Source organism: Streptomyces sp. NPDC006140, assembly GCF_040628815.1.
Taxonomy (GTDB): Bacteria; Actinomycetota; Actinomycetes; order Streptomycetales; family Streptomycetaceae; genus Streptomyces.
On sequence record NZ_JBEXTS010000021.1, the window covers coordinates 92,737 to 112,209 of the forward strand.

The window sequence follows — 19,473 nt, forward strand, 5'->3', positions numbered from 1 at the left end:
CCGGGTCAGTCCTCCGGCAGCTCCACCGGAGCGATCTCGTCGTACACGTCGCCGGGGCCCGGATTGGTCGGGTCGGTCGTGCCGCCGAGGTGGTGCATGACGCCCCAGACCGCGTTGAGGGCGGTCTGGATCGCGCCCTCGGCCCAGCCGGCCGTCCAGGAGATGTCGTCGCCGGCGAGGAAGATCCCGCGCTTGTCCTCGGGCAGCCGGTCCTGCATGAAGTGCGTGAACAGGCGCCGCTGGTAGCGGTAGTGGCCGGGCAGGTTCGCCTTGAACGCGCCCATGAAGTAGGGCTCGTTCTCCCAGGAGACGGTGACCGGGTTGCCGATGATGTGCTTGCGGATGTCGACCTTGGGATAGATCTCGCCGAGCGACTTCAGCATGACCTCCATCCGCTCGTTCGCGGACAGCGGCAGCCACTTCAGGCTGTCGTCGCACCAGGTGTACGACAGGCAGATGACGGCGGGCTTGTCCGGGCCGTCGTCGAGCAGGTAGGTGCCGCGCGTCATACGGTCGGTGAGCGTCATCGACATGACGTCCCGGCCGGTCTCCTCGTCCTTGTCGAGCCAGAACGGGCGGTCGACGGGAACGAACAGCTTCGAGGACTCCATGTAGTGGGTGCGCTCGATGGCCGTCCAGTGGTCGATCGGAAAGAGCGAGTCGTCGCAGTCGATCTTCGACAGCAGCATCCAGGACTGGGCGGTGAAGATCGCCGCCCGGTAGGTGCGGATGTCGCCGCGGGCGTCGGTCACCGTGATGCGGTTGCCGGCCGTGCGGTGCAGCCGGGTCACCGCCGGGCGGGGCTCACGGCCCTCGTGCAGGCTCGCCAGCGAGGTCCCCTGGGCCCAGTGGACGATCTTCTGCGGCTCGCGCTCCCACAGCCGCAGCGGCAGTTGCTGGGAGCCGCCGACGATGCCGCGGTGGTGGTCGTCGGCCTCGGTGTAGACGACGCGGAGGATCTCCAGGATGGAGTTCGGGAAGTCGGTGTCCCAGCCGCCCGTGCCGAAGCCGACCTGGCCGAAGATCTCGCGGTGCCGGAAGGACTTGAACGCCTCGGAGTCGCAGAGGAAGCCGTAGAAGGTCTGGTTGTCGAGCTTCTCGACGAGCCGGGACCAGATCTCGCGGATGCGCGGGACGTCCCGCTCGCGCAGGGCGCGGTTCATGTCGGAGAAGTCGGCGCCCTCCTCCAGGCACCGGCCCCAGGCCTCGGCCACGTCCCGGTAGACCTGCGGCAGGTCGTCGATGGTCTCGGCGTAGTGGGACTCGCCCTTGAGGTCGACGACGGTCGACGGGGTGGCCTCGGCCAGGGGGTTGGGGAACGGCCGCGTCTGCAGGCCCACGAGGTCGATGTAGTGCTGCAGGGCCGTGGAGGACGGCGGGAAGCGCATCGCGCCCATCTCGGCGGTGAGGGAGTCGTCGCAGCCCTCGAAGCCGACGGTGCGCAGCCGCCCGCCGATCTGGTCGGCCTCGTAGACGACGGGCTTGAGGCCCATCTTCATCAGCTCGTACGCGGCGACGATGCCGGACAGGCCGCCGCCGATGACCGCGACCTCCGTGCCGTGCTCGGTCGCCGGTATCTGCCCCAGGCCCGCCGGGTGGGCGAGGAAGTCGTCGTACGCGTACGGGAAGTCCGGGCCGAACATGGTGATCGGCGGCTGCTGCGCGTCTGCGTGCTCGACGGCGTTGGGCACGGTGGACGTCATGGGGTACGGACTCCTTGCACAGGTGTGAACAGGCGGGTGTGGGGGTGTCAGACGAGCGACCCGTACAGGCCGGGGCGCCGGTCCCGCAGATACGGGTTGTTCTCGCGCGACGCGGCGAGGAAGGCCGGGTCGACGTCGGCCAGGACGAGGTCCTCGCCCCGCCCGGCCCGGGTCCGGGCTACGCCGTCGGGACCGGCCAGCGTGGACAGGCCCACGAACTCGAACTCGCCCTCCGCACCGACCCGGTTGACGTACGCGACGTACAGCTGGTTCTCGAACGCCCGCACCGGGATCATCGACTCGGCGACGAACTGGAACGGGTGCATCTGCGCGGTCGGGACGACCAGCAGGTCGGTGCCGGCCAGGGCGTGGGCGCGGACGTTCTCCGGGAACTCCACGTCGTAGCAGATGAGGATCCCGACGCGCAGACCGTCGATCTCCGCCTGCACGACCTGCTGCTCGCCGGGCGTGAAGTGGTCGCGCTCGAAGCAGCCGAAGAGGTGGGTCTTGCGGTAGTTCGCGAGCCGCGTGCCGTCGGCCGAGATCAGCTGGGCGGAGTTGAACACCGTCTCGCCGGCCCGCTCGGGGTAGCCGTAGGCGATCGCCAGCCCGTGGCTCGTCGCGATCTCGGCGATCGCGTCCGCGCAGTCGCCGTCGGCGGGCTCGGCGAGCCGGGCGATGTCGTCGCCGATCGCGTACCCGGTCAGGAACATCTCCGGCGTGATCAGCAGCCCGGCGCCCGCGGCGGCGGCCCGGCCCGCGGCCTCGTCGAGGACCTTGAGGTTCTCGACGGTGGAGCCGGGTCGGCCGGAGCTCTGGAGCAGGGCGGTGCGCATGCGTGTTCCTCACCGGTACGCGGAGGGTTTCAGGGGGCCGGATAGACGGTACGGTCGGCGGCTTCGGCCGGACAAGGAGCAGCCGTTGCGCGTCCGTGAGCGGATCATTGCGTTCGTCGGGCGGTCGGCGGCGATTCGTTGCGGGTACGGTCCGGTCCTCCCCCGGGGGCAGGCGGAGGTCCGGTACTCCCCCGGGGGCAGGCGAAGGTCCGGTACTCCCCCAGGGGCAGGCGGAGCGGAGTTGTCCCCGCCGGGCGGCGGAGGCGGGGTCCCGTCCCCGGTGCGATGTGGCGCGGGCCCGGGCCCGGGAGAGTAATGAGCGTTCCGAACACCGCGACACACAGCGCTCACCTGCCGAGAGGACCGCCATGAACCGCCGTGCGAACGCCATGAACCGCCGCGCCAAGGCCGTGAACCGCCGTATGAAGGCCATGAACCGCCGTACGAAGACCGCCGTGATCGGTGCCGCGTTACTGCTCTGCGCCACCGCCGCGGCGGGCGCGGCCATCGCCGCCGACGACGGGCGGCGCACAGCCGGTGCCACCGCCTCCGAGGGGAAGCAGCGCGAGGCCGCCGCCCTCACCGGCAAGGCCAAGCTGTACCGGTCCGCCGGGGACGACATCGCGTTCTCGTTCGACGCGCACCTGGCGGCCGAGCACAAGCTCGACCCGATGAAGGCCACCGGCACCTTCGAGTGGAGCCACTACCTGAACGGCAAGGGCGCCCGGGCGAAGGCGAAGGTGGACTGTCTGGTCACCGGCGGCAAGGTGGCTGTCGTCTCCGGTGTCATCACCTCCTCCGACCTGCCCGGCGCGAAGGGCAAGCGCGTCGGGATCACCGTGCAGGACCTCGGCCGAAGCGACCGGCTCGGCTACAGCTGGGCCACGACCGGCACCCCGGTCGCCATCGAGGACCTGCCCAAGTGCGTCAGCTCGGCGCCCTTCGAGAAGGTCGAGAAGGGCACCGGCGACTTCTCGGTCACTCCCTGGCAGCCCCCGCTCTAGCGGGCACGGGCGCGGCCACCAGCAGGGCGGTCACCAGGTACGGCACCGCGCACCACGCGAAGGCCGTGCCGTGTCCCGCCGCCGTGCCGAGCACCGCGTAGCCGCCGTACACGGCGATGGTGGCCACGTCGGTGCCCAGCCCGGCGACCGAGGTGAGGGTGGCCCGCCCCTGGTCGTCGATGCGCCGCTGGAGCCGTACGTCGGCCAGCACGCTCGCCGCCTGGAACCCGCCGAAGGCGAGCGCCACGAGCGCGATGCCGGCCGGGCTGGCCGCGCCGGCGCCCAGGGCCAGGGCGAGGGCCGAGGTCGCGAGCAGTGCCGCGAAACCTCGCTGGCCCAGGCGTTCTCCCGCCCCGGCCAGCAGGCCCCCGGCCGTGGCGCCCGCCCAGATCAGCAGGAGCAGGTAGGGCACCAGCGCGTCGGACACGCCGGTGTCCCGCACCAGCAGCGGCGTGTACTCGTCCAGGGCGCCCCACACGGCGGTGACGGCCGGGACCAGGAGCAGCGCGCCGCGTACGGACCGGTCGGCCCGGGCCACGGCGAGCCCGGCCTTCAGGGTCGCGGTCCAGCCGTCGTGCCCGGCCGTCGGGGTCCGCTGCTCCGGGAAGCGGGTCGCCGTCGCCGCGCCCAGCAGGCACACCAGCACGCTCGCGGCACCGACGGCGGTGTGGCCGCCGTGGGCGAGCACCGGTCCGGCCAGGGCCGTCGCCGCCATGGTGGCGACCAGGCCTGCGGCCCGAGCCCGGCCCATCACATGGGCGTACCGTCCGGCCGCGCCGAGCCGGTCCAGTTCGTCGTAGACCAGCGCCTCTCGCGCGCCGGAGACCAGGGCGCCGCCGGAGCCCCACAGCACGAAGCCGAGGGCGAAGGCGCCGTACGACGGCAGGAACGTCCACAGCGCGAAGCCGGCGGCGGTGAGCAGCGGGCCCAGGCAGAGCAGCAGCCGGCGGGAGGAGGCGTCGGCCCAGGCGCCGGAGGGGACCTCCAGCACCACGCCGGTGACCGACCACAGGGCGAACAGGGAGGAGATCTGCCAGACCGACAGGCCGGTGTCGGCGAACAGCAGCGCGTACACCGGGTAGAGCAGGACGAAGTCTTCGAGGAACGCGTAGCCGTACAGCGTGCTCGTCAGCCGGCGGACACCGGTCGCGGGCACGGGTGAGAGAGTCATGAGGCCTTCCCGAGGGGGCGGTTCGGACACCGGACGTGCGGGACGTACGGCGGCCGAGGCGGTCCTCGGGAGGCGCGGCGGGTGGATCAATGTCGCCAGGTCATGGCATCGATGGTAGGCGGGCCGGCGCCGTAGGCCCAGCGGGAATTCCTCCGGGGCCGTCCTCCCCCGGGAGGAGGCGGGCGGCGGGCGTCTCCGCCGAGCGGCGAGGGAGGTCCGCTCGCCGGACGAGGACTGCGGACGGCCCGGCGCGCGAGACTGCGGAAGGAAAGCCGTACCCGCCGGTGAAGGGGATCTCCATGGACGCCGTCGCAGCACTGTCCCTGCCGTACGTCGACGAGCACACGACGGTGGTCGCGGCGGACGCCGGTGTCGTGTGGGGGCGCCTCGGGGAGGTTCTGGACCGCTCGTTCGGGGACGGACGGAGCGCCGGGTACGCACGCCTGGTCGGCTGCCCCGACCGCACGTCCTCCGGGCCGCGCCCCCTGGCCGTGGGCTCGACGATCCCTGGTTTCCGAGTGGCTTCCGCTGTGCCGCACTCGGAGCTGATCCTGATCGGACGCCACCACTTCTCGACGTACGCCCTGCTCTTCCACCTCGACGCGGCCGGCCCCGGACGCACCCGGCTGCGCGCCGAGACCCGGGCGAGGTTCCCGGGCCCGGCGGGGGCTCTCTACCGGCAGCTCGTCCTGGCCACGGGCGGCCACGCGCTCGGCGTACGACGCCTGCTGGCGGCGGTCCGTGAACACGCGCGGCGGAGCTCCTAGGTCGGCGACCCCGACGAGAAGCGCCGCAGCAGTGGCGAGAGCACCAGCACGGACTTGGTCCGCTCGACGAACGGCTCCCCGGCGATCCGCTCCAGGACCCGTTCGAAGTGCCGCATGTCGGAGGCGAAGACCTGGGCGATCGCGTCCGCGTCCCCGGTGACGGTGGACGCGGCCACGACCTCCTGGTAGCGCTCCAGGCCCCGCTGGATGGTCTCCGGGGAGGTGTTGCCCCGGCAGTAGATCTCGACGAACCCCTCGGTCTCCCAGCCGAGGGCGCCCGGGTCCACGCGCACGGTGAAGCCGGTGATGGCTCCGGTGGCCCGCAGCCGGTCCACGCGCCGTTTGACGGCGGGCGCGGACAGGCCGACGAGGTGGCCGATGTCGGCGTAGGAGCGGCGGGCGTCCTCGGCGAGGGCGTGCACGATGCGTTCGTCGAGATCGTTCAGCACAGTGGGTCGATCACTTCTCGGATGGTGCGAGTCGGGAACGGCGGTAGCCGTACACGAAGTAGAACACGAGCCCGGCGGCCATCCAGACACCGAAGACCACCCAGGTGACGGCCGGCAGGCTGCCCATCATCCAGACGCAGAAGCCGAAGCCCAGCGCGGGCAGTACCGGGGAGAGCGGCACGCGGAAGGTGCGGGGCAGGTCCGGCTTGGTCCGCCGCAGCACCACGACGGCCACGTTGACCAGCGCGAAGGCGAACAGGGTGCCGATGCTGGTGGCGTCGGCGAGCTGCCCGAGCGGGATCGCGGCGGCCAGGACTCCGCAGAACAGGGAGACGATCAGGGTGTTGGCGCGAGGCGTGCCGGTCTTCGGGTGGACCTTGGCGAACACCTTGGGCACCAGCCCGTCGCGGGACATGGCGAACAGGACGCGGGTCTGACCGTAGAGGACGGTCAGGACGACGCTGGCGATGGCGATGACGGCGCAGAACGCCAGCAGCGTGCCCCAGAACGTCTGTCCGGTGACCTCGCGCATGATCTGGGCGAGGGCGGCCTCGGAGTCGGTGAAGTTCTCCCAGGGCTTGGCGCCGACGGCGACGGCGGCGACGAGGACGTACAGCGCGGTGACGATGACCAGCGACAGCATGATCGCGCGGGGCAGGTCGCGCTGCGCGTTCTTCGCCTCCTCGCCGGCCGTGGAGGCGGCGTCGAAGCCGATGTAGGAGAAGAACAGCGTGGCACCGGCGGCGCTGACCCCGGCCATGCCGAGCGGCATGAAGTTCTCGTAGTTGCCGGAGCGGAAGCCCTGGACGCCGATCGCGCAGAACAGCACCAGCGCGCCGATCTTCACGATGACCATGATCGTGTTGGCGCGGGCGGACTCGCGGGCACCGCCCAGCAGGAACGCCATCGCGAGGAGCACGACGATCAGCGCGGGCAGGTTGAAGACGCCGCCGTCACCGGGCGGAGCCGACAGGGCGGCCGGGATGGTGACGCCTATGGTCCCGTCGAGCAGTTCGTTGAGGTACTCGCCCCAGCCGACGGCGACGGCGGCGACCGACACGCCGTACTCCAGGACCAGGCACCAGCCGCAGACCCAGGCGATCAGCTCGCCCATCGTTGCGTACGCATACGAGTACGAGGAACCGGAGACCGGGATGCTGCCGGCCAGCTCGGCGTAGGACAGGGCCGAGAAGAGGGCGGTGAGGCCGGCGATGACGAAGGAGAGCGTGACGGCCGGGCCGGCCTTCGGGACGGCCTCGCCGAGGACGACGAAGATGCCGGTGCCGAGGGTGGCACCGATGCTGATCATGGTGAGTTGCCAGAGCCCGAGGGACCGCCGCAGCGAGCCTCCCTCGCCCTGGCCACCCTCCGCGACCAGGCGTTCCACGGGCTTGCGGCGCATCAGGCGCGCGCCGATGCCCGGGGACGAGGGGGCGGCTGTCTGGCCTGGATTCTGCGGGGGTGCGCCTTGGTCGAGCACGCGCTGGCTCCTTCATCGCTGCCGGTCAGGGCGGCAGGGACCGCGGGCACCCTTGAGCAGGGACCCGCCGAGCGGAGTCCCCGCCACGCCACGTACGAGGCGACAGCCTACGAGGAGCGGCGTTGCTGTCGAAATGCAGCAACCTTGCGCATCCACGCAAGATCATTGCGTGCATGGGGGCTGACCGGAGGTTCGTTGCACCGCCGTTTTCGACCGTTGCGCGGGCAGACGCGTACGGCCCCCGTCTCGGCCTGCCGGGCAGGTCGAACGGGGGCCGTGCACAAGGGCGTTGGGCGGGTCAGCTCCAGCTGGCGTGCAGCGGCTTGCCCTCGGCGTAGCCGGCGGCGCTCTGGATGCCGACGATGGCCTTCTCGGCGAACTCCTCCAGGGAGCCGGCGCCGGCGTAGGTGCAGGAGGAGCGGACGCCCGCGATGATCGAGTCGATCAGGTCCTCGACGCCGGGGCGGGCCGGGTCGAGGAACATGCGGGAGGTGGAGATGCCCTCCTCGAACAGCGCCTTGCGGGCCCGGTCGTACGCCGACTCCTCCGAGGTGCGGTTGCGCACGGCGCGGGCGGAGGCCATGCCGAAGGACTCCTTGTAGGCGCGGCCCTGCGCGTCGTGCTGGAGGTCGCCGGGGGACTCGTAGGTGCCCGCGAACCAGGAGCCGATCATCACGTTGGACGCGCCGGCGGCGAGGGCCATGGCCACGTCGCGCGGGTGGCGGACACCGCCGTCGGCCCACACGTGCTTGCCGTACTTCCTCGCCTCGGCGGCGCACTCCAGGACGGCGGAGAACTGCGGCCGGCCGACGCCGGTCATCATGCGCGTGGTGCACATGGCGCCCGGCCCGACACCGACCTTGACGATGTCGGCGCCCGCCTCGATCAGGTCGCGCACGCCGGCCGCGGCGACCACGTTGCCCGCGACGATCGGGACCTGCGGGTCGAGGTCGCGCACCAGCTTCAGGGCGCTGATCATCGACTCCTGGTGGCCGTGCGCGGTGTCGATGACGAGGGTGTCGACGCCCGCGTCCAGCAGCTGCTGTGCCTTGCCCGCGACGTCGCCGTTGATGCCGACGGCGGCGGCGATGCGCAGCCGCCCCCGCGCGTCGGTGGCGGGCTTGTACAGCGTGGCACGCAGGGCTCCCTTGCGGGTGAGGATGCCGGCGAGCGTGCCGTCCTCGTTGACCGCGGGGGCGTAGCGGCGGTTGGCGTGGTCGAGCGTGTCGAAGGCCTCGCCCGGGTCCATGCCCGCGTCGATGAGCAGCAGGTCCCGGGACATGACCTCGGAGAGCTGCGTGAAGCGGTCGACGCCGGACAGGTCGGAGTCGGTGACCACGCCGATCGGCTTGTGGTGCTCGTCGACGACGACACCGGCGTTGTGCGCGCGCTTGGGCAGCAGGGACAGCGCGTCCGCGACCGTCTGGTGCGGGGACAGGATGATCGGGGTGTCCAGGACCAGGTGGCGGCTCTTCACCCAGGAGACGACGTCGGTGACCACCTCGATCGGAATGTCCTGCGGTATCACCACGAGGCCGCCGCGGCGGGCCACGGTCTCGGCCATGCGGCGCCCGGCGATGGCGGTCATGTTGGCGACGACGAGCGGGATGGTGGTGCCCGTGCCGTCCGGGGAGCTGAGGTCGACGGCCTGCCGCGAGCCGACCGAGGAGCGGCTCGGCACCATGAAGACGTCGTCGTACGTCAGGTCGTACCCGGGCCGGATGTCATTGAGGAAACGCACGTGCTGCACATCCCAGTCGATCAGAGGTGACCCCCCGACCGGCCGGCCAGGGGGAAAAGAGCACGTACTTCATTCTCCCATGCCGGGTGCGCACACGTCCCCCAGCGAATCATCCAGGCTGGTCAGGGGGCCGTTCGGAGGATTCTCCAAGGCCGAGGGTGACGAAGAGGCCGGGGCCCCGGTCCGTCGCCTCGGCGAAGATCTCCTCCGCGACCTGCCACTCCTCGGGCCGCGCCTCGGCGTAGGCCCGCCAGCCCCGGACGACGACGAGCAGCCCCCGGTCCACGGCGCCCTCGGGCCAGAGGGCGGGGTCGGCCAGACAGTCGGCGAGAGCGTCCCAGTTGCGGCCGAACCACTCGGGCAGGGACAGGTCACGGGCGCAGCGGTCCATGAGACCCGCCTTGTCCGTGACCCCTTCGAGGTCGAGGACGACCACGATCCGGCCCGCCGGGTCGTGCACCCCGTGCGTCTGACCGACCACCCGTCAGACTCCGTCCGGGTCGGCGCGGTTGAGCGCGGGCTTCGGTGCCGGGCCCGCCGTCATCAGGTAGTCCGCGGCCGACGTGTCCGTCACCAGGCTGGTGACGAGCCCGGAGCGCAGCACCGCGTCGATGGCCGGCCCCTTGCGCTGCCCGCCCGCGATCGCGACGACCTCGGGGATGCGGCGGAGCTGGTCGGCCTTGACGGTGATGCACCGCTCGCCCAGGTCCCGTCCGACGCGGCGGCCCTCCGCGTCGAAGAGGTGCGCGGACATCTCGGCGGCGACCCCGAGGGAGGCGTAGTGCGCCCGCTCCTCGTCGCTGAGCATGTCGTGCACCGTGGAGATGCCCGGCTCCCAGGAGCCGATGGAGACGCAGGCGACGGTGACCTTGTCGAAGTGCTCGAAGGCCCGGGCGATGCCCGTCTGGTTGCGCAGCGCCGTGGCCGTGGCCGCGTCGGGCAGCAGCATCGGCGCGTAGATGGGGTGGGCGTCCCCGCCGGACACCTGCGCGGCGCGGCGGACGGCCTCGACCGAGCCGCGTTCGGCGGTCCCGGCGTCGTACACACCCGTCAGCTGCACCACCGTGCAGGGCGGCAGCCGGTCGAGCGCCGCCGCCATGTGGATGGTGGAGCGGCCCCAGGCCAGGCCCAGCACATCTCCTTCGTCGACCAGTTCGCCGAGCAGGTCGGCGGCCACCTCTCCCAGGTTCTCGGGGTCGGGCGACTCCTCGGCCTCGGCCGGGGACTCGACCACGACGGCGTGCCTGAGGCCGTAGCGGGCGCGGAGCGCGTCCGAGCGCTCGGCGTCCAGCTCCGCAGGCACACGGATCTCGATACGTACGAGATCCCGTTCGAGGGCGGTCTCCAGGACCCGGGCCACCTTGAAGCGGCTGACGCCGAACTCCTCGGCGATCTGGATCTTGGACTTGCCCTCGAGGTAGAAGCGGCGGGCCATGGCCGCCGCCTGCACCAGCTCAGCGGGTCCCATCCGCATGGCTGACCGGCCCGCCGACATACCCGACACGGCGATCTCCTCACTGCTGTTCACACTCTGGATTCGCCGTTCATCCTTGCAGATCCGGCGCGGATGATCAGCCCTGATGAGAGCCGTTCACTTTGCTGTGGCTCAGTGGTCGCAGGCCCAGGAGGCTTTCGCCGTCGTCGCCTCCGCCTGGGTGCGTAGTGCACGTACCGCCTCTGCCGGGTCGTTTGCCCCGTAGACCGCCGATCCGGCCACGAAGACGTCGGCTCCGGCGTCCGCGCACCGCTCGATGGTGGAAGCGGAGACTCCGCCGTCGACCTGGAGCCAGAGTTCCAGTCCGTGCTTGCTGATCAACTCGCGGGTGCGGCGGATCTTCGGAAGCATGATGTCGAGGAAGGCCTGTCCCCCGAAGCCCGGCTCGACCGTCATGATCAGCAGCATGTCGAGCTCGGGGAGCAGGTCCTCGTACGGCTCGATGGGGGTCGCGGGCTTCAGCGCCATGGAGGCCCGGGCGCCCTTGGCCCGGATCTCCCGGGCGAGCCGGACCGGGGCGGCGGCCGCCTCGACGTGGAAGGTGACGGAACCGGCCCCCGCTTCCACGTACTGGGGCGCCCACCGATCGGGGGCCTCGATCATCAGATGGCAGTCCAGCGGGGTGTCCGTCGCACGGGCGAGCGACTCTACGACCGGCACGCCGAGCGTGAGGTTCGGGACGAAATGGTTGTCCATGACGTCGACGTGGAGCCAGTCGGCTCCCTCCACGGCCTTCGCCTCGTCCGCGAGGCGGGCGAAGTCGGCGGAGAGGATGCTGGGGTTGATCTGCACGGCCATGCCCTAAGCCTGCCATGCCCTCCGGGGGTTGTGGGCATCGGTCCCGGACGAGGACGGTGGTACGGCGGCTGCGGGCCGTGTGTGGCTGCTCGCGCAGTTCCCCGCGCCCCCTGCGGGGCGCTTCCGCGGAGGGGGATGTGATGAAACAGGGCGTTGCTCATCTCGTCTGCGGGCGGCGGGCCAAGTGGCTGGTGTTGGTGTTGTGGGTGGTGGTGCTGTTCGTCGCGGCGCCGTTCGCCATGAAGCTGACCGACGCGCAGGACAACGACGCCTCGTCCTGGCTGCCGGGGTCCGCCGAGTCGACGCAGGTGCTGCAGGAGTCGGAGGACTTCCGGCCCGAGCAGATCCCGGCGATCGTGATCTACGCGCGCGACAGCGGGCTGACGGCGCGGGACCGGGCGGAGATCGCCGAGGACGTGCGGCAGCTCAAGGAGCTGCGCGACCACGGGATCATGGGCGCGCAGACCCGGGGTCCGGTCTTCGACCGGCAGGCCGATCCGCGCGCGGCCCAGGTGTTCGTGCCGATCACGATGGACGAGAAGGGCTGGGAGCGGATCTCGCCCGCCGTGGATTCCATCCGCGAGGACGTCGGGGAGGGCGGCGGCGGTCTTGCCGTGCACATCACCGGCCCGGGCGGCACGTCCGCGGACTTCGCGGAGGGCTTCGAGGGCATCGACTCGACCCTGCTGTTCTCGGCGATGGCCGTCGTCATCGTCATGCTGCTCATCACCTACCGCAGCCTGACCCTGCTGCTGGTGCCCCTGGTCGCGGTGGTCTGCGCGCTGTTCGCCTCGCAGGCGCTGATCTACCTGCTGGCCGAGCACGCGGGCCTGACGGTCAACGGCCAGAGCGCCGGCATCCTCACGGTGCTCGTGTTCGGCGCGGGGACGGACTACGCCCTGCTGCTGGTCGCCCGCTACCGGGAGGAGCTGCGCCGGCACGAGGACCGGCACGAGGCGATGGCCCTGGCGCTGCACCGCGCCGGCCCGGCGGTGCTCGCCTCCGGCGCGACGGTCGTGCTGAGCATGCTGGTGCTGCTGGCCGCCGAAATGAACTCGACGAGCGGCCTCGGCCCGGTCGCCGCGATCGGCGTCGCCGTCGCCCTGCTGGCGATGATGAGCCTGTTCCCCGCCCTGCTGGTGATCTTCGGCCGGTGGATCTTCTGGCCGGTGGTCCCACACCTCGGCTCCCCCGAACCGACCGAGCGGGGCGTGTGGGCCCGCATGGGCCGCCGCATCGCCCACCGGCCGCGGATGACCTGGGCCGTGACGGCGCTGGTCCTGGCGGTCTGCTCGCTGGGGCTGATCCAGCTGCGCGCGGAGGGCATCGGCAACGCGGACGCGTTCACCGGGAAACCGGACTCGATCACCGGCCAGGAGGTGTCGGCGCGCTACTTCCCGGCGGGCAGCGGCGACCCCCTGGTCATCGTCAGCGACCAGACACAGGCCGAGCAGGTGGGCCGCGCGGTCGCCGCGACGCCGGGCGTGGTCCCGCAGTCCCTCGGGCTGCCGCCCGGCACGAAACCGGCCTTCGAGGGCAGGGTGCTGTTCGAGGCCACCATGACCGCCCCGGCGGACAGCGAGGCCGCCAAGCAGACGGTGGAGCGGGTCCGGGACACCGTGCACGCGGTACCGGACGCCGACGCCCGGGTGGGCGGCGGTACGGCGGCCCTGCTGGACATGGACGAGGCGACCACGCACGACAACGTGCTGATCATCCCGCTGGTGCTGGTGGTCGTGCTGCTGATCCTGTGCGTGCTGCTGCGCGCCCTGATCGCCCCACTGCTGCTGATCGGGACGGTGATCCTGTCGTTCGCGGCGGCGCTCGGCATCAGCGCGCTCGCCTTCCGGTACCTGTTCGACTACGCGGGCGAGTCGACGGACTTCCCGCTGTTCGTCTTCGTCTTCCTGGTGGCCCTGGGCATCGACTACAACATCTTCCTCACCACACGCATCCGCGAGGAGGCGGCCCGCCAGGGCACGAGACCGGGCGTGGTCACCGGTCTGGCCGCCACCGGCGCGGTCATCACCTCCGCCGGCCTGGTCCTGGCGGGCACCTTCGCCGCCCTCGGCACCCTCCCGATGGTCGCCTTCGCCGAGATCGGCTTCGCGGTCGCCCTCGGCGTGCTCTTGGACACCTTCGTCGTCCGCTCGATCCTGGTGACGTCACTGTTCCTGGACGTGGGCCCGAAGGTGTGGTGGCCGCACCGGCTGGCCCGGGAGGACGGCGGCGCAACGGCCCGGGAGAGCGTCCCGGCGGGGGTCAGCCGGTCCGGCGAATGAGCGCCAGGTACATCGCGTCGGTCCCGTGCAGATGCGGCCACAGCTGTACGTCGGGCCCCTCACCCAGGTCCGGTACGCCGGGCAGCAGCGGCCGGGCGTCGAGCAGGTCGCTGTCCGGATGCTGCTTGAGGACGTCGGCGACCACGGCCCGGGTCTCGGCCAGGTGCGGCGAGCAGGTCGCGTAGCCGACGACACCGCCGACCCGCACCGACTCCAGGGCGCTCCGCAGCAGCCCGCGCTGGAGCGGCGCGAACCCCTCCAGGTCCTCCGGGCGGCGCCGCCAGCGCGCCTCGGGACGGCGCCGCAGGGCACCGAGCCCGGTGCACGGCACGTCGACCAGCACCCGGTCGAAGCTGCCCGGCCGCCAGGCCGGACGCGTCCCGTCCGCGGCGATCACCTGGTACGGCCCAGGGTTGCCCTCCAGCGCCCTGGCCACGAGCCCGGCGCGGTGGGTCTGCTTCTCGGAGGCGACGAGGGCGGCGCCCCGCTGCGCCGCGAGCGCGCCGAGCAGCGCGGCCTTGCCGCCGGGGCCCGCGCACCCGTCCAGCCACCGCCGGTCGGGACCGTCCAGGGGCGCGTTGGCGAGGGCGATCGCCACGAGCTGACTGCCCTCGTCCTGCACGCCCGCGCGCCCGTCCCGCACGGCCGCGATGGCACCCGGCTCACCGCCCTCGGCCAGGCGCACGGCGTACGGCGACCAGCGCCCGGCCACGGCGGCGTCCTCCCCGAGCAGCTCCTCGGCGGTGGCCCTGCCGGGGCGGGCCACCAGGGTCACCTCGGGCCGCTCGTTGTCGGCGCGCAGCAGCTCCTCGATGCCGGCGCGCCCGCCGCCGAGGGAGTCCCACAGTGCGGACACGACCCAGCGCGGGTGGGAGTGGACCACGGCGAGATGGTCCTCGGGGTCCTCGTCGTAGGGCGGCGCGACCCGCTCCAGCCAGCCGTCCAGATCGTCCTGAGCGACCTTGCGCAGCACGGCGTTGACGAACTTGGCCCGTCCGTCGCCCAGCACGACCCGGGCGAGCTCGACGGTGGCGGACACGGCCGCGTGGGTGGGGATGCGCGTCCCGAGCAGCTGGTGCGCGCCGAGGCTCAGCACGTCCAGCACCGGCGGGTCGACCTCACCGAGCGGCCGGTCGACGCACCGCGCGATGACCGCGTCGTACGTGCCCTGCCGCCGCAGCGTGCCGTACACCAGCTCGGTGGCGAGCGCAGCGTCCCGGGCGTCGAACGCCTCGGGGCCCTCCTTCTCCCGTGCCTTGCGCAGCAGCGGCGGCAGAACGAGGTTGGCGTAGGCGTCCCGCTCGTCCACGGCCCTCAGCGCCTCGAAGGCGAGGATGCGGACGGGGTCCTTCTTGGGCCGACGGTAGGGCTTGCCGGACGGGCGGGGCCGACGGGGCTGGTCGCTCACGAAAAAGGTGCTCCGGGGGTGAGATGAAGTGCGCCCTCCAGCCTACGCGGCCCCGGACGTGTCGCCGCGTCAGCCCCCGAGCCGCTCCCCCTCGCTGATCCGCACCCCGCGCGCCCAGTCCGCCGCCCGCATCGGCTTCTTGCCCTGCGCCTGCACCCACAGCAGCTCCACGCCGTACGAGCCGGTGCCGACGTACACGTTGTTCTTCCCGGCGGAGATCTGCCCCGGGGCGAGGTCCGTCCGGTCGGGAACGGGCGTCACCTGGATGAGCTTGAGCCGCTCACCGCGGAAGGTGGTCCACGCGCCCGGGGCGGGGGTGCAACCGCGCACCACCCGGTCGACGCGCAGCGCGGGCGCGTTCCAGTCGACGCGGGCGTCCTCGACGTTGACCTTCGGGGCCAGGGTGACCCCCTCGGCGGGCTGCGGCACGGCCTTCAGGGTGCCGTCCTCGATCCCGTCCATGGTGGCCGCGAGCAGCCCGGCACCGGCGAAGGCGAGCCGGGTCAGCAGATCCCCGCTGGTGTCGGTGGCCCGGATTTCCTCGGTGACCGTCCCGTACACCGGCCCGGAGTCGAGCCCCTCCTCGATCAGGAAGGTCGACGCCCCGGTGATCTCGTCCCCGGCCATGATGGCGTGCTGCACGGGCGCGGCGCCCCGCCAGGCGGGCAGCAGGGAGAAGTGCAGATTGACCCAGCCGTGCGCCGGGACGTCGAGGGCGACCCGGGGCAGCAGCGCGCCGTAGGCAACGACGGGGCAGCAGTCCGGCCCGATCTCCCGCAGCCGCTCCAGGAACTCGGGGTCCTTCGGCTTCGCGGGCTTCAGCACCTCGATCCCGGCCTCCTCCGCCCGCTCGGCGACGGGCGACGCGACGAGCCTGCGTCCGCGTCCGGCCGGCGCGTCGGGCCGCGTGACGACAGCGGCCACCTCGTGCCGCCCGGAGGCGAGAAGAGCGTCCAGAGCGGGAACGGCGACCTCGGGTGTACCGGCGAAGACGAGCTTCATGGGGTGGTGGGGGCCTCTCGGGCGGGGTGGACGACGGGCAACGCCCAAGTCTATGAGCCGGAACGGGGAAGCCGCCGACGGCGCTCATCCCCCACGGGAGAGCCGGGCCTCTCGGCGGACAGTTACGGGCGGTGCGCGGGTGGGAGACGACGCCGAAGGCCGCAGGCCGAGGCGCACGCCCCGCGCAAACAGGCGCACGCATATGCCCCCACGCCCCCACACCGTGACCAGCGGAGCGAATCCGCGTTGGTCAAGACAGAGTTGACCACATCGGGCCGCGATCGCGGCCCATTCCTTTCAACGCCGGTTCGAGAGGCTTGTTCATGGCCGACCACGCAACCCACGACGCCCAGGCTCGGGCCAGCCTGCACTTGCTGGTGCGGGACATCGAGCGGGTCCGCCGGCAGGTGGACGCACTGCGCACGCTCACCGCCCAGCTGGGCAACGTCTACCGCCCGCGCCGCTCAGGTCCCTCCACGGGCTTCGTCGTCTACGGACGCGCCCCCGCCCCGACGGTACGTCTCGCCCAGGAGCTGCGGGACAGTGTCGAGACCCTGGTCACGGCGGCCGTGGACTTCGACCGTTCACTCGGCTTCTCGTGGGACGCGGTGGGCTCCGCGCTCGGAGTCACCAAACAGGCGGTCCACCGCCGTTACGGCGCCCGCCGCGCCACGGCCCAGCCGGCCGCGGCCGAGCCGGAGCGCACGCCGGAGCCGTCCGGCACGCGCACGGTCAGTGTGAACACGGGCCTCCCCACCGTGCCGACGGTCCCCGCGGCCCGCTCCATGCCCACGCAGCCGACGGCAGGCAGCCCGGCACTCCGCGACGAGGCAAGGCCGACCGCCTTCCCGGGCCCGCGCAACGGCTGACCTACCACTGCCCCTACCCGCCCTGCCCTCCCGGAACACCTCCGGGAGGGCAGCCGCGCATCCGGACAACGCCCACCCTTCGCACCCAGGGCGACGCCACCGTTCGCACCCAGGGCGACGCACCGTCCGCACCCCGGGCAACGCCACCCTTCGCACCCAGGGCGACGCCACCGCTCGCACCCAGGGCGACGCACCGTCCGCACCCCGGGCAACGCCACCCTTCGCACCCAGGGCGACGCCACCGCTCGCACCCCGGGCAACGCCCACCGTCCGCACCCCGGCGATGCGACACCCCCCTCACCCGATATCAGCCGGATCGATCCGCACCCAGACCCAGGCACCGCTCCCACTCCCACTCCCGCTCCCCCGGGCCATCCGCGCAGCCTGCGCGGCCTTCAGCGCGGCGGCCAGCGCCGCCCCCTTCCCCGGCGGCACCCGCAGCAACGCCCGCTCCCACTGCTCCCCGGGCGGCGGCGCCCCCGCCCGCCTCGGTCGCCCCGGAGGGGGAACGGGCAACGGCACGGGCCCCAGCACCTCGGCCTCCGGCGGCAGTTCGGCCGTGCGCAGGAAGTCGGCCACCGCATCCGGCGGCCCCGACACGGCCGCCATCCGCGACACCGGCGGAAACCCCAGCTCGGCCCGCTCCGCCAGCTCGCGCACCGCGTGTCCGACGGGGTCCCACCGCACGAGCGCCTGCACGGGTCGCAGCGTCGGCTCGGCGACGACCACCACCGTGCCGCCGGCCGACTGCGGCCGGACGAGGGACGCGGCCCCGATCCACCGCCGCAACGCGTCCTCCCCGGCCCGCAGATCGGGCCTCCCGAGCATGGCCCACCCGTCCAGCAGCAACGCCGCCGCGTAACCGCCCTCGGCGACGGGCTCCGCCCCCGGCGTACTCACGACCAGCGCGGGCGCTCCCGGCACCGTGTCGAGCACATGTTCACGCCCTGAGGTCCGCACCGGCACGGCGGGAAAGGCCCGTCCGAGTTCCTCGGCGGTCCGCCGTGCCCCCACGACCGAGGCCCGCAGCCGGAAGGACCCGCACTCCGGGCAGTGCCAGCCGCTCTCCTCACGGCCGCACCAGCCACAGCACAGGGCACCGCCGTCCCGCGTCTCCAACGGCCCCGAGCAGTGCCCGCACCGCGCGGGGGCACGGCAGTTGGCACACGCCATGCGCGGCACGTAACCCCGCCGGGGCACCTGCACCAGCACCGGCCCCAGCCGCAACCCGTCCCTGACGGCCTGCCAGGCGAGGCTCGGCAGCCGGGCGGCGCGAGCGGCCTCGTCCCGGGCGAGGTCCCCGTCCCCGACGGTCCGTACGAGCGGAGCGGCTGCCCGCACCTGCTCCCGCCCGGCGACGAGGGGCCGCGCCCAGCCGCTCTCGACGAGTTGCGCGGCCTCCACCGTGCAGGACCAGCTGCCCAGCAGGAAGCCGCACTTGTCCTGGGCCGCCCGCAGCAGGAGCACCTCGCGGGCATGCGGCTGGGGGGCGTGCTGCTCGCTGTGGCTGTCGTCCCCGTCGTCCCAGAGGGCGACCAGCCCGAGGTCCCGCACCGGTGCGAACATCGCGGCCCGGGTCCCGATCACGGCCCGGACGGATCCCCGCCGCACCGCGAGCCACTGCGCGTACCGCTTCTCGGGACCGGCGTCGGCGGTGAGCACCGCGTGCCGTCCCTCCCCCAGCAGGGACGTCAGCGCGGCGTCGACCCGGGCGACGGCCCGGCCGTCGGGCAGGACCACCAGCGCCCCCCGGCCCGAGGCCAGCGTCGCCGCCACCGCCCGGGCCAGCTCCTCGCTCCACTGGGGGCCCGGCAGCGCGTTCCACACGGCCCGGGGCACACCGCCGGAGGCCAGCGACTCCAGGAAGGCCGCTCCCCGCTCGTACCGCTGCCAGGACCCGGCCTCGGGCGCCGGGGGCGGCGGCAGGGGCTCGGCGGAGGCGCGCTGCTCGGCCCGTGCGTTGCGCGGCGGCACCGCGAGCTGCAGGACGTCGGCGAGGCTGCCCGCGTACCGGTCGGCGACCGCCCGGGCCAGCCCCAGCAGCTCCTCGCTCAGCACCGGCTCGGGCGAGACGACCTGGGCGAGGGCGGCCAGCGGCCCGGAGTAGTCGGACTCGGGCAGCCGCTCGACGAGGAAGCCGTCGATCAGCCCGCCGCCCTCGCGACGCCCCTCCCGCACCCGGTGCCGCCCGGCCCCGAACCGCACCCGCACCCGCACGCCCGGCTGGGCCTGCTCGTCCAGCTCCTCGGGGACGGCGTAGTCGAAGTACCGGTCGAGATGCAGCACGCCCTTGTCGACGAGCACCCGCGCCACGGGCAGCTCCTTGGCGAGCGCGGCCCCCCGCCACGTACGCGGCTTGGCCCGGGGGGTCTTCGCCTTCCGCACACTCTCCCGGATGAGCGCGAGCTGCTCCGGCGGCGCACCCTCGCCACCGCCACCCGCCTGTTCGTTCTCGCTGCTCACGCTTG

General features: G+C 72.9%; 16 protein-coding genes. 4 read left to right on the forward strand and 12 right to left on the reverse strand.

The window, feature by feature from the left end; all coding sequences use genetic code 11:
• Positions 1-5 precede the first annotated feature (5 nt).
• Positions 6-1,703: an NAD(P)/FAD-dependent oxidoreductase gene (locus ABZ386_RS37200; RefSeq protein ID WP_356618059.1), complete on the reverse strand. Its 1,698-nt coding sequence runs from the start codon at positions 1,701-1,703 to the stop codon at positions 6-8.
• A 47-nt stretch (positions 1,704-1,750) separates the two neighbouring features.
• On the reverse strand, positions 1,751-2,539 hold the full coding sequence (locus tag ABZ386_RS37205; RefSeq protein ID WP_351347010.1) for a carbon-nitrogen hydrolase family protein: 789 nt from the start codon (positions 2,537-2,539) through the stop codon (positions 1,751-1,753).
• A 431-nt stretch (positions 2,540-2,970) separates the two neighbouring features.
• On the opposite strand from ABZ386_RS37205, the gene ABZ386_RS37210 reads away from it, so the two are divergent.
• Complete coding sequence (locus tag ABZ386_RS37210; protein WP_358968047.1) at positions 2,971-3,543, forward strand: Repetin; 573 nt, start codon at positions 2,971-2,973, stop codon at positions 3,541-3,543.
• Here the strand turns inward: ABZ386_RS37210 and ABZ386_RS37215 are convergent.
• On the reverse strand, positions 3,518-4,714 hold the full coding sequence (locus ABZ386_RS37215; RefSeq protein WP_356671129.1) for an MFS transporter: 1,197 nt from the start codon (positions 4,712-4,714) through the stop codon (positions 3,518-3,520). The genes ABZ386_RS37210 and ABZ386_RS37215 overlap by 26 nt on opposite strands.
• 299 nt (positions 4,715-5,013) lie before the next feature.
• Here ABZ386_RS37215 and ABZ386_RS37220 point away from each other — a divergent pair, with 299 nt between their 5' ends.
• Positions 5,014-5,481 carry a hypothetical protein gene (locus ABZ386_RS37220; RefSeq protein WP_358968025.1) on the forward strand — a complete coding sequence of 156 codons (468 nt, stop codon included), beginning with the start codon at positions 5,014-5,016 and terminating at the stop codon, positions 5,479-5,481.
• Here the strand turns inward: ABZ386_RS37220 and ABZ386_RS37225 are convergent.
• The 6 genes from ABZ386_RS37225 to rpe form a co-directional block, all read right to left on the reverse strand.
• On the reverse strand, positions 5,478-5,930 hold the full coding sequence (locus tag ABZ386_RS37225) for an Lrp/AsnC family transcriptional regulator (protein WP_031116678.1): 453 nt from the start codon (positions 5,928-5,930) through the stop codon (positions 5,478-5,480). The two genes, ABZ386_RS37220 and ABZ386_RS37225, sit on opposite strands and share 4 nt — an antisense overlap.
• Positions 5,931-5,940: 10 nt before the next feature.
• On the reverse strand, positions 5,941-7,410 hold the full coding sequence (locus tag ABZ386_RS37230; protein WP_351347017.1) for an amino acid permease: 1,470 nt from the start codon (positions 7,408-7,410) through the stop codon (positions 5,941-5,943).
• A 298-nt stretch (positions 7,411-7,708) separates the two neighbouring features.
• On the reverse strand, positions 7,709-9,151 hold the full coding sequence (locus ABZ386_RS37235; RefSeq protein ID WP_351347019.1) for a GuaB1 family IMP dehydrogenase-related protein: 1,443 nt from the start codon (positions 9,149-9,151) through the stop codon (positions 7,709-7,711).
• A 109-nt stretch (positions 9,152-9,260) separates the two neighbouring features.
• Positions 9,261-9,632 carry a barstar family protein gene (locus tag ABZ386_RS37240; protein WP_198678099.1) on the reverse strand — a complete coding sequence of 124 codons (372 nt, stop codon included), beginning with the start codon at positions 9,630-9,632 and terminating at the stop codon, positions 9,261-9,263.
• 3 nt (positions 9,633-9,635) lie between these two features.
• On the reverse strand, positions 9,636-10,679 hold the full coding sequence (locus ABZ386_RS37245; RefSeq protein WP_351347021.1) for a sugar-binding domain-containing protein: 1,044 nt from the start codon (positions 10,677-10,679) through the stop codon (positions 9,636-9,638).
• A 78-nt stretch (positions 10,680-10,757) separates the two neighbouring features.
• Positions 10,758-11,444: a ribulose-phosphate 3-epimerase gene (rpe, locus tag ABZ386_RS37250; protein WP_037769158.1), complete on the reverse strand. Its 687-nt coding sequence runs from the start codon at positions 11,442-11,444 to the stop codon at positions 10,758-10,760.
• Between the two features lie 140 nt (positions 11,445-11,584).
• On the opposite strand from rpe, the gene ABZ386_RS37255 reads away from it, so the two are divergent.
• On the forward strand, positions 11,585-13,726 hold the full coding sequence (locus ABZ386_RS37255) for an MMPL family transporter (RefSeq protein ID WP_358968028.1): 2,142 nt from the start codon (positions 11,585-11,587) through the stop codon (positions 13,724-13,726).
• Here ABZ386_RS37255 and ABZ386_RS37260 read toward each other — a convergent pair.
• A complete protein-coding gene (locus tag ABZ386_RS37260; protein ID WP_351347026.1) occupies positions 13,707-15,134 on the reverse strand; it encodes a transcription antitermination factor NusB in 1,428 nt (475 codons plus the stop codon). The genes ABZ386_RS37255 and ABZ386_RS37260 overlap by 20 nt on opposite strands.
• A 69-nt stretch (positions 15,135-15,203) precedes the next feature.
• Complete coding sequence (gene fmt / locus ABZ386_RS37265; protein ID WP_351347028.1) at positions 15,204-16,136, reverse strand: methionyl-tRNA formyltransferase; 933 nt, start codon at positions 16,134-16,136, stop codon at positions 15,204-15,206.
• 323 nt (positions 16,137-16,459) lie between these two features.
• Here fmt and ABZ386_RS37270 point away from each other — a divergent pair, with 323 nt between their 5' ends.
• Entirely contained in the window at positions 16,460-17,005 is a 546-nt protein-coding gene (locus ABZ386_RS37270; protein WP_114250911.1) for a hypothetical protein, read from the forward strand.
• Between the two features lie 297 nt (positions 17,006-17,302).
• Here the strand turns inward: ABZ386_RS37270 and ABZ386_RS37275 are convergent, their stop codons facing one another.
• The gene (locus ABZ386_RS37275; protein ID WP_358968031.1) at positions 17,303-19,468 is read right to left on the reverse strand and encodes a primosomal protein N'; all 2,166 of its coding nucleotides are present in this window, start codon (positions 19,466-19,468) and stop codon (positions 17,303-17,305) included.
• Between the last annotated feature and the right edge of the window lie 5 nt (positions 19,469-19,473).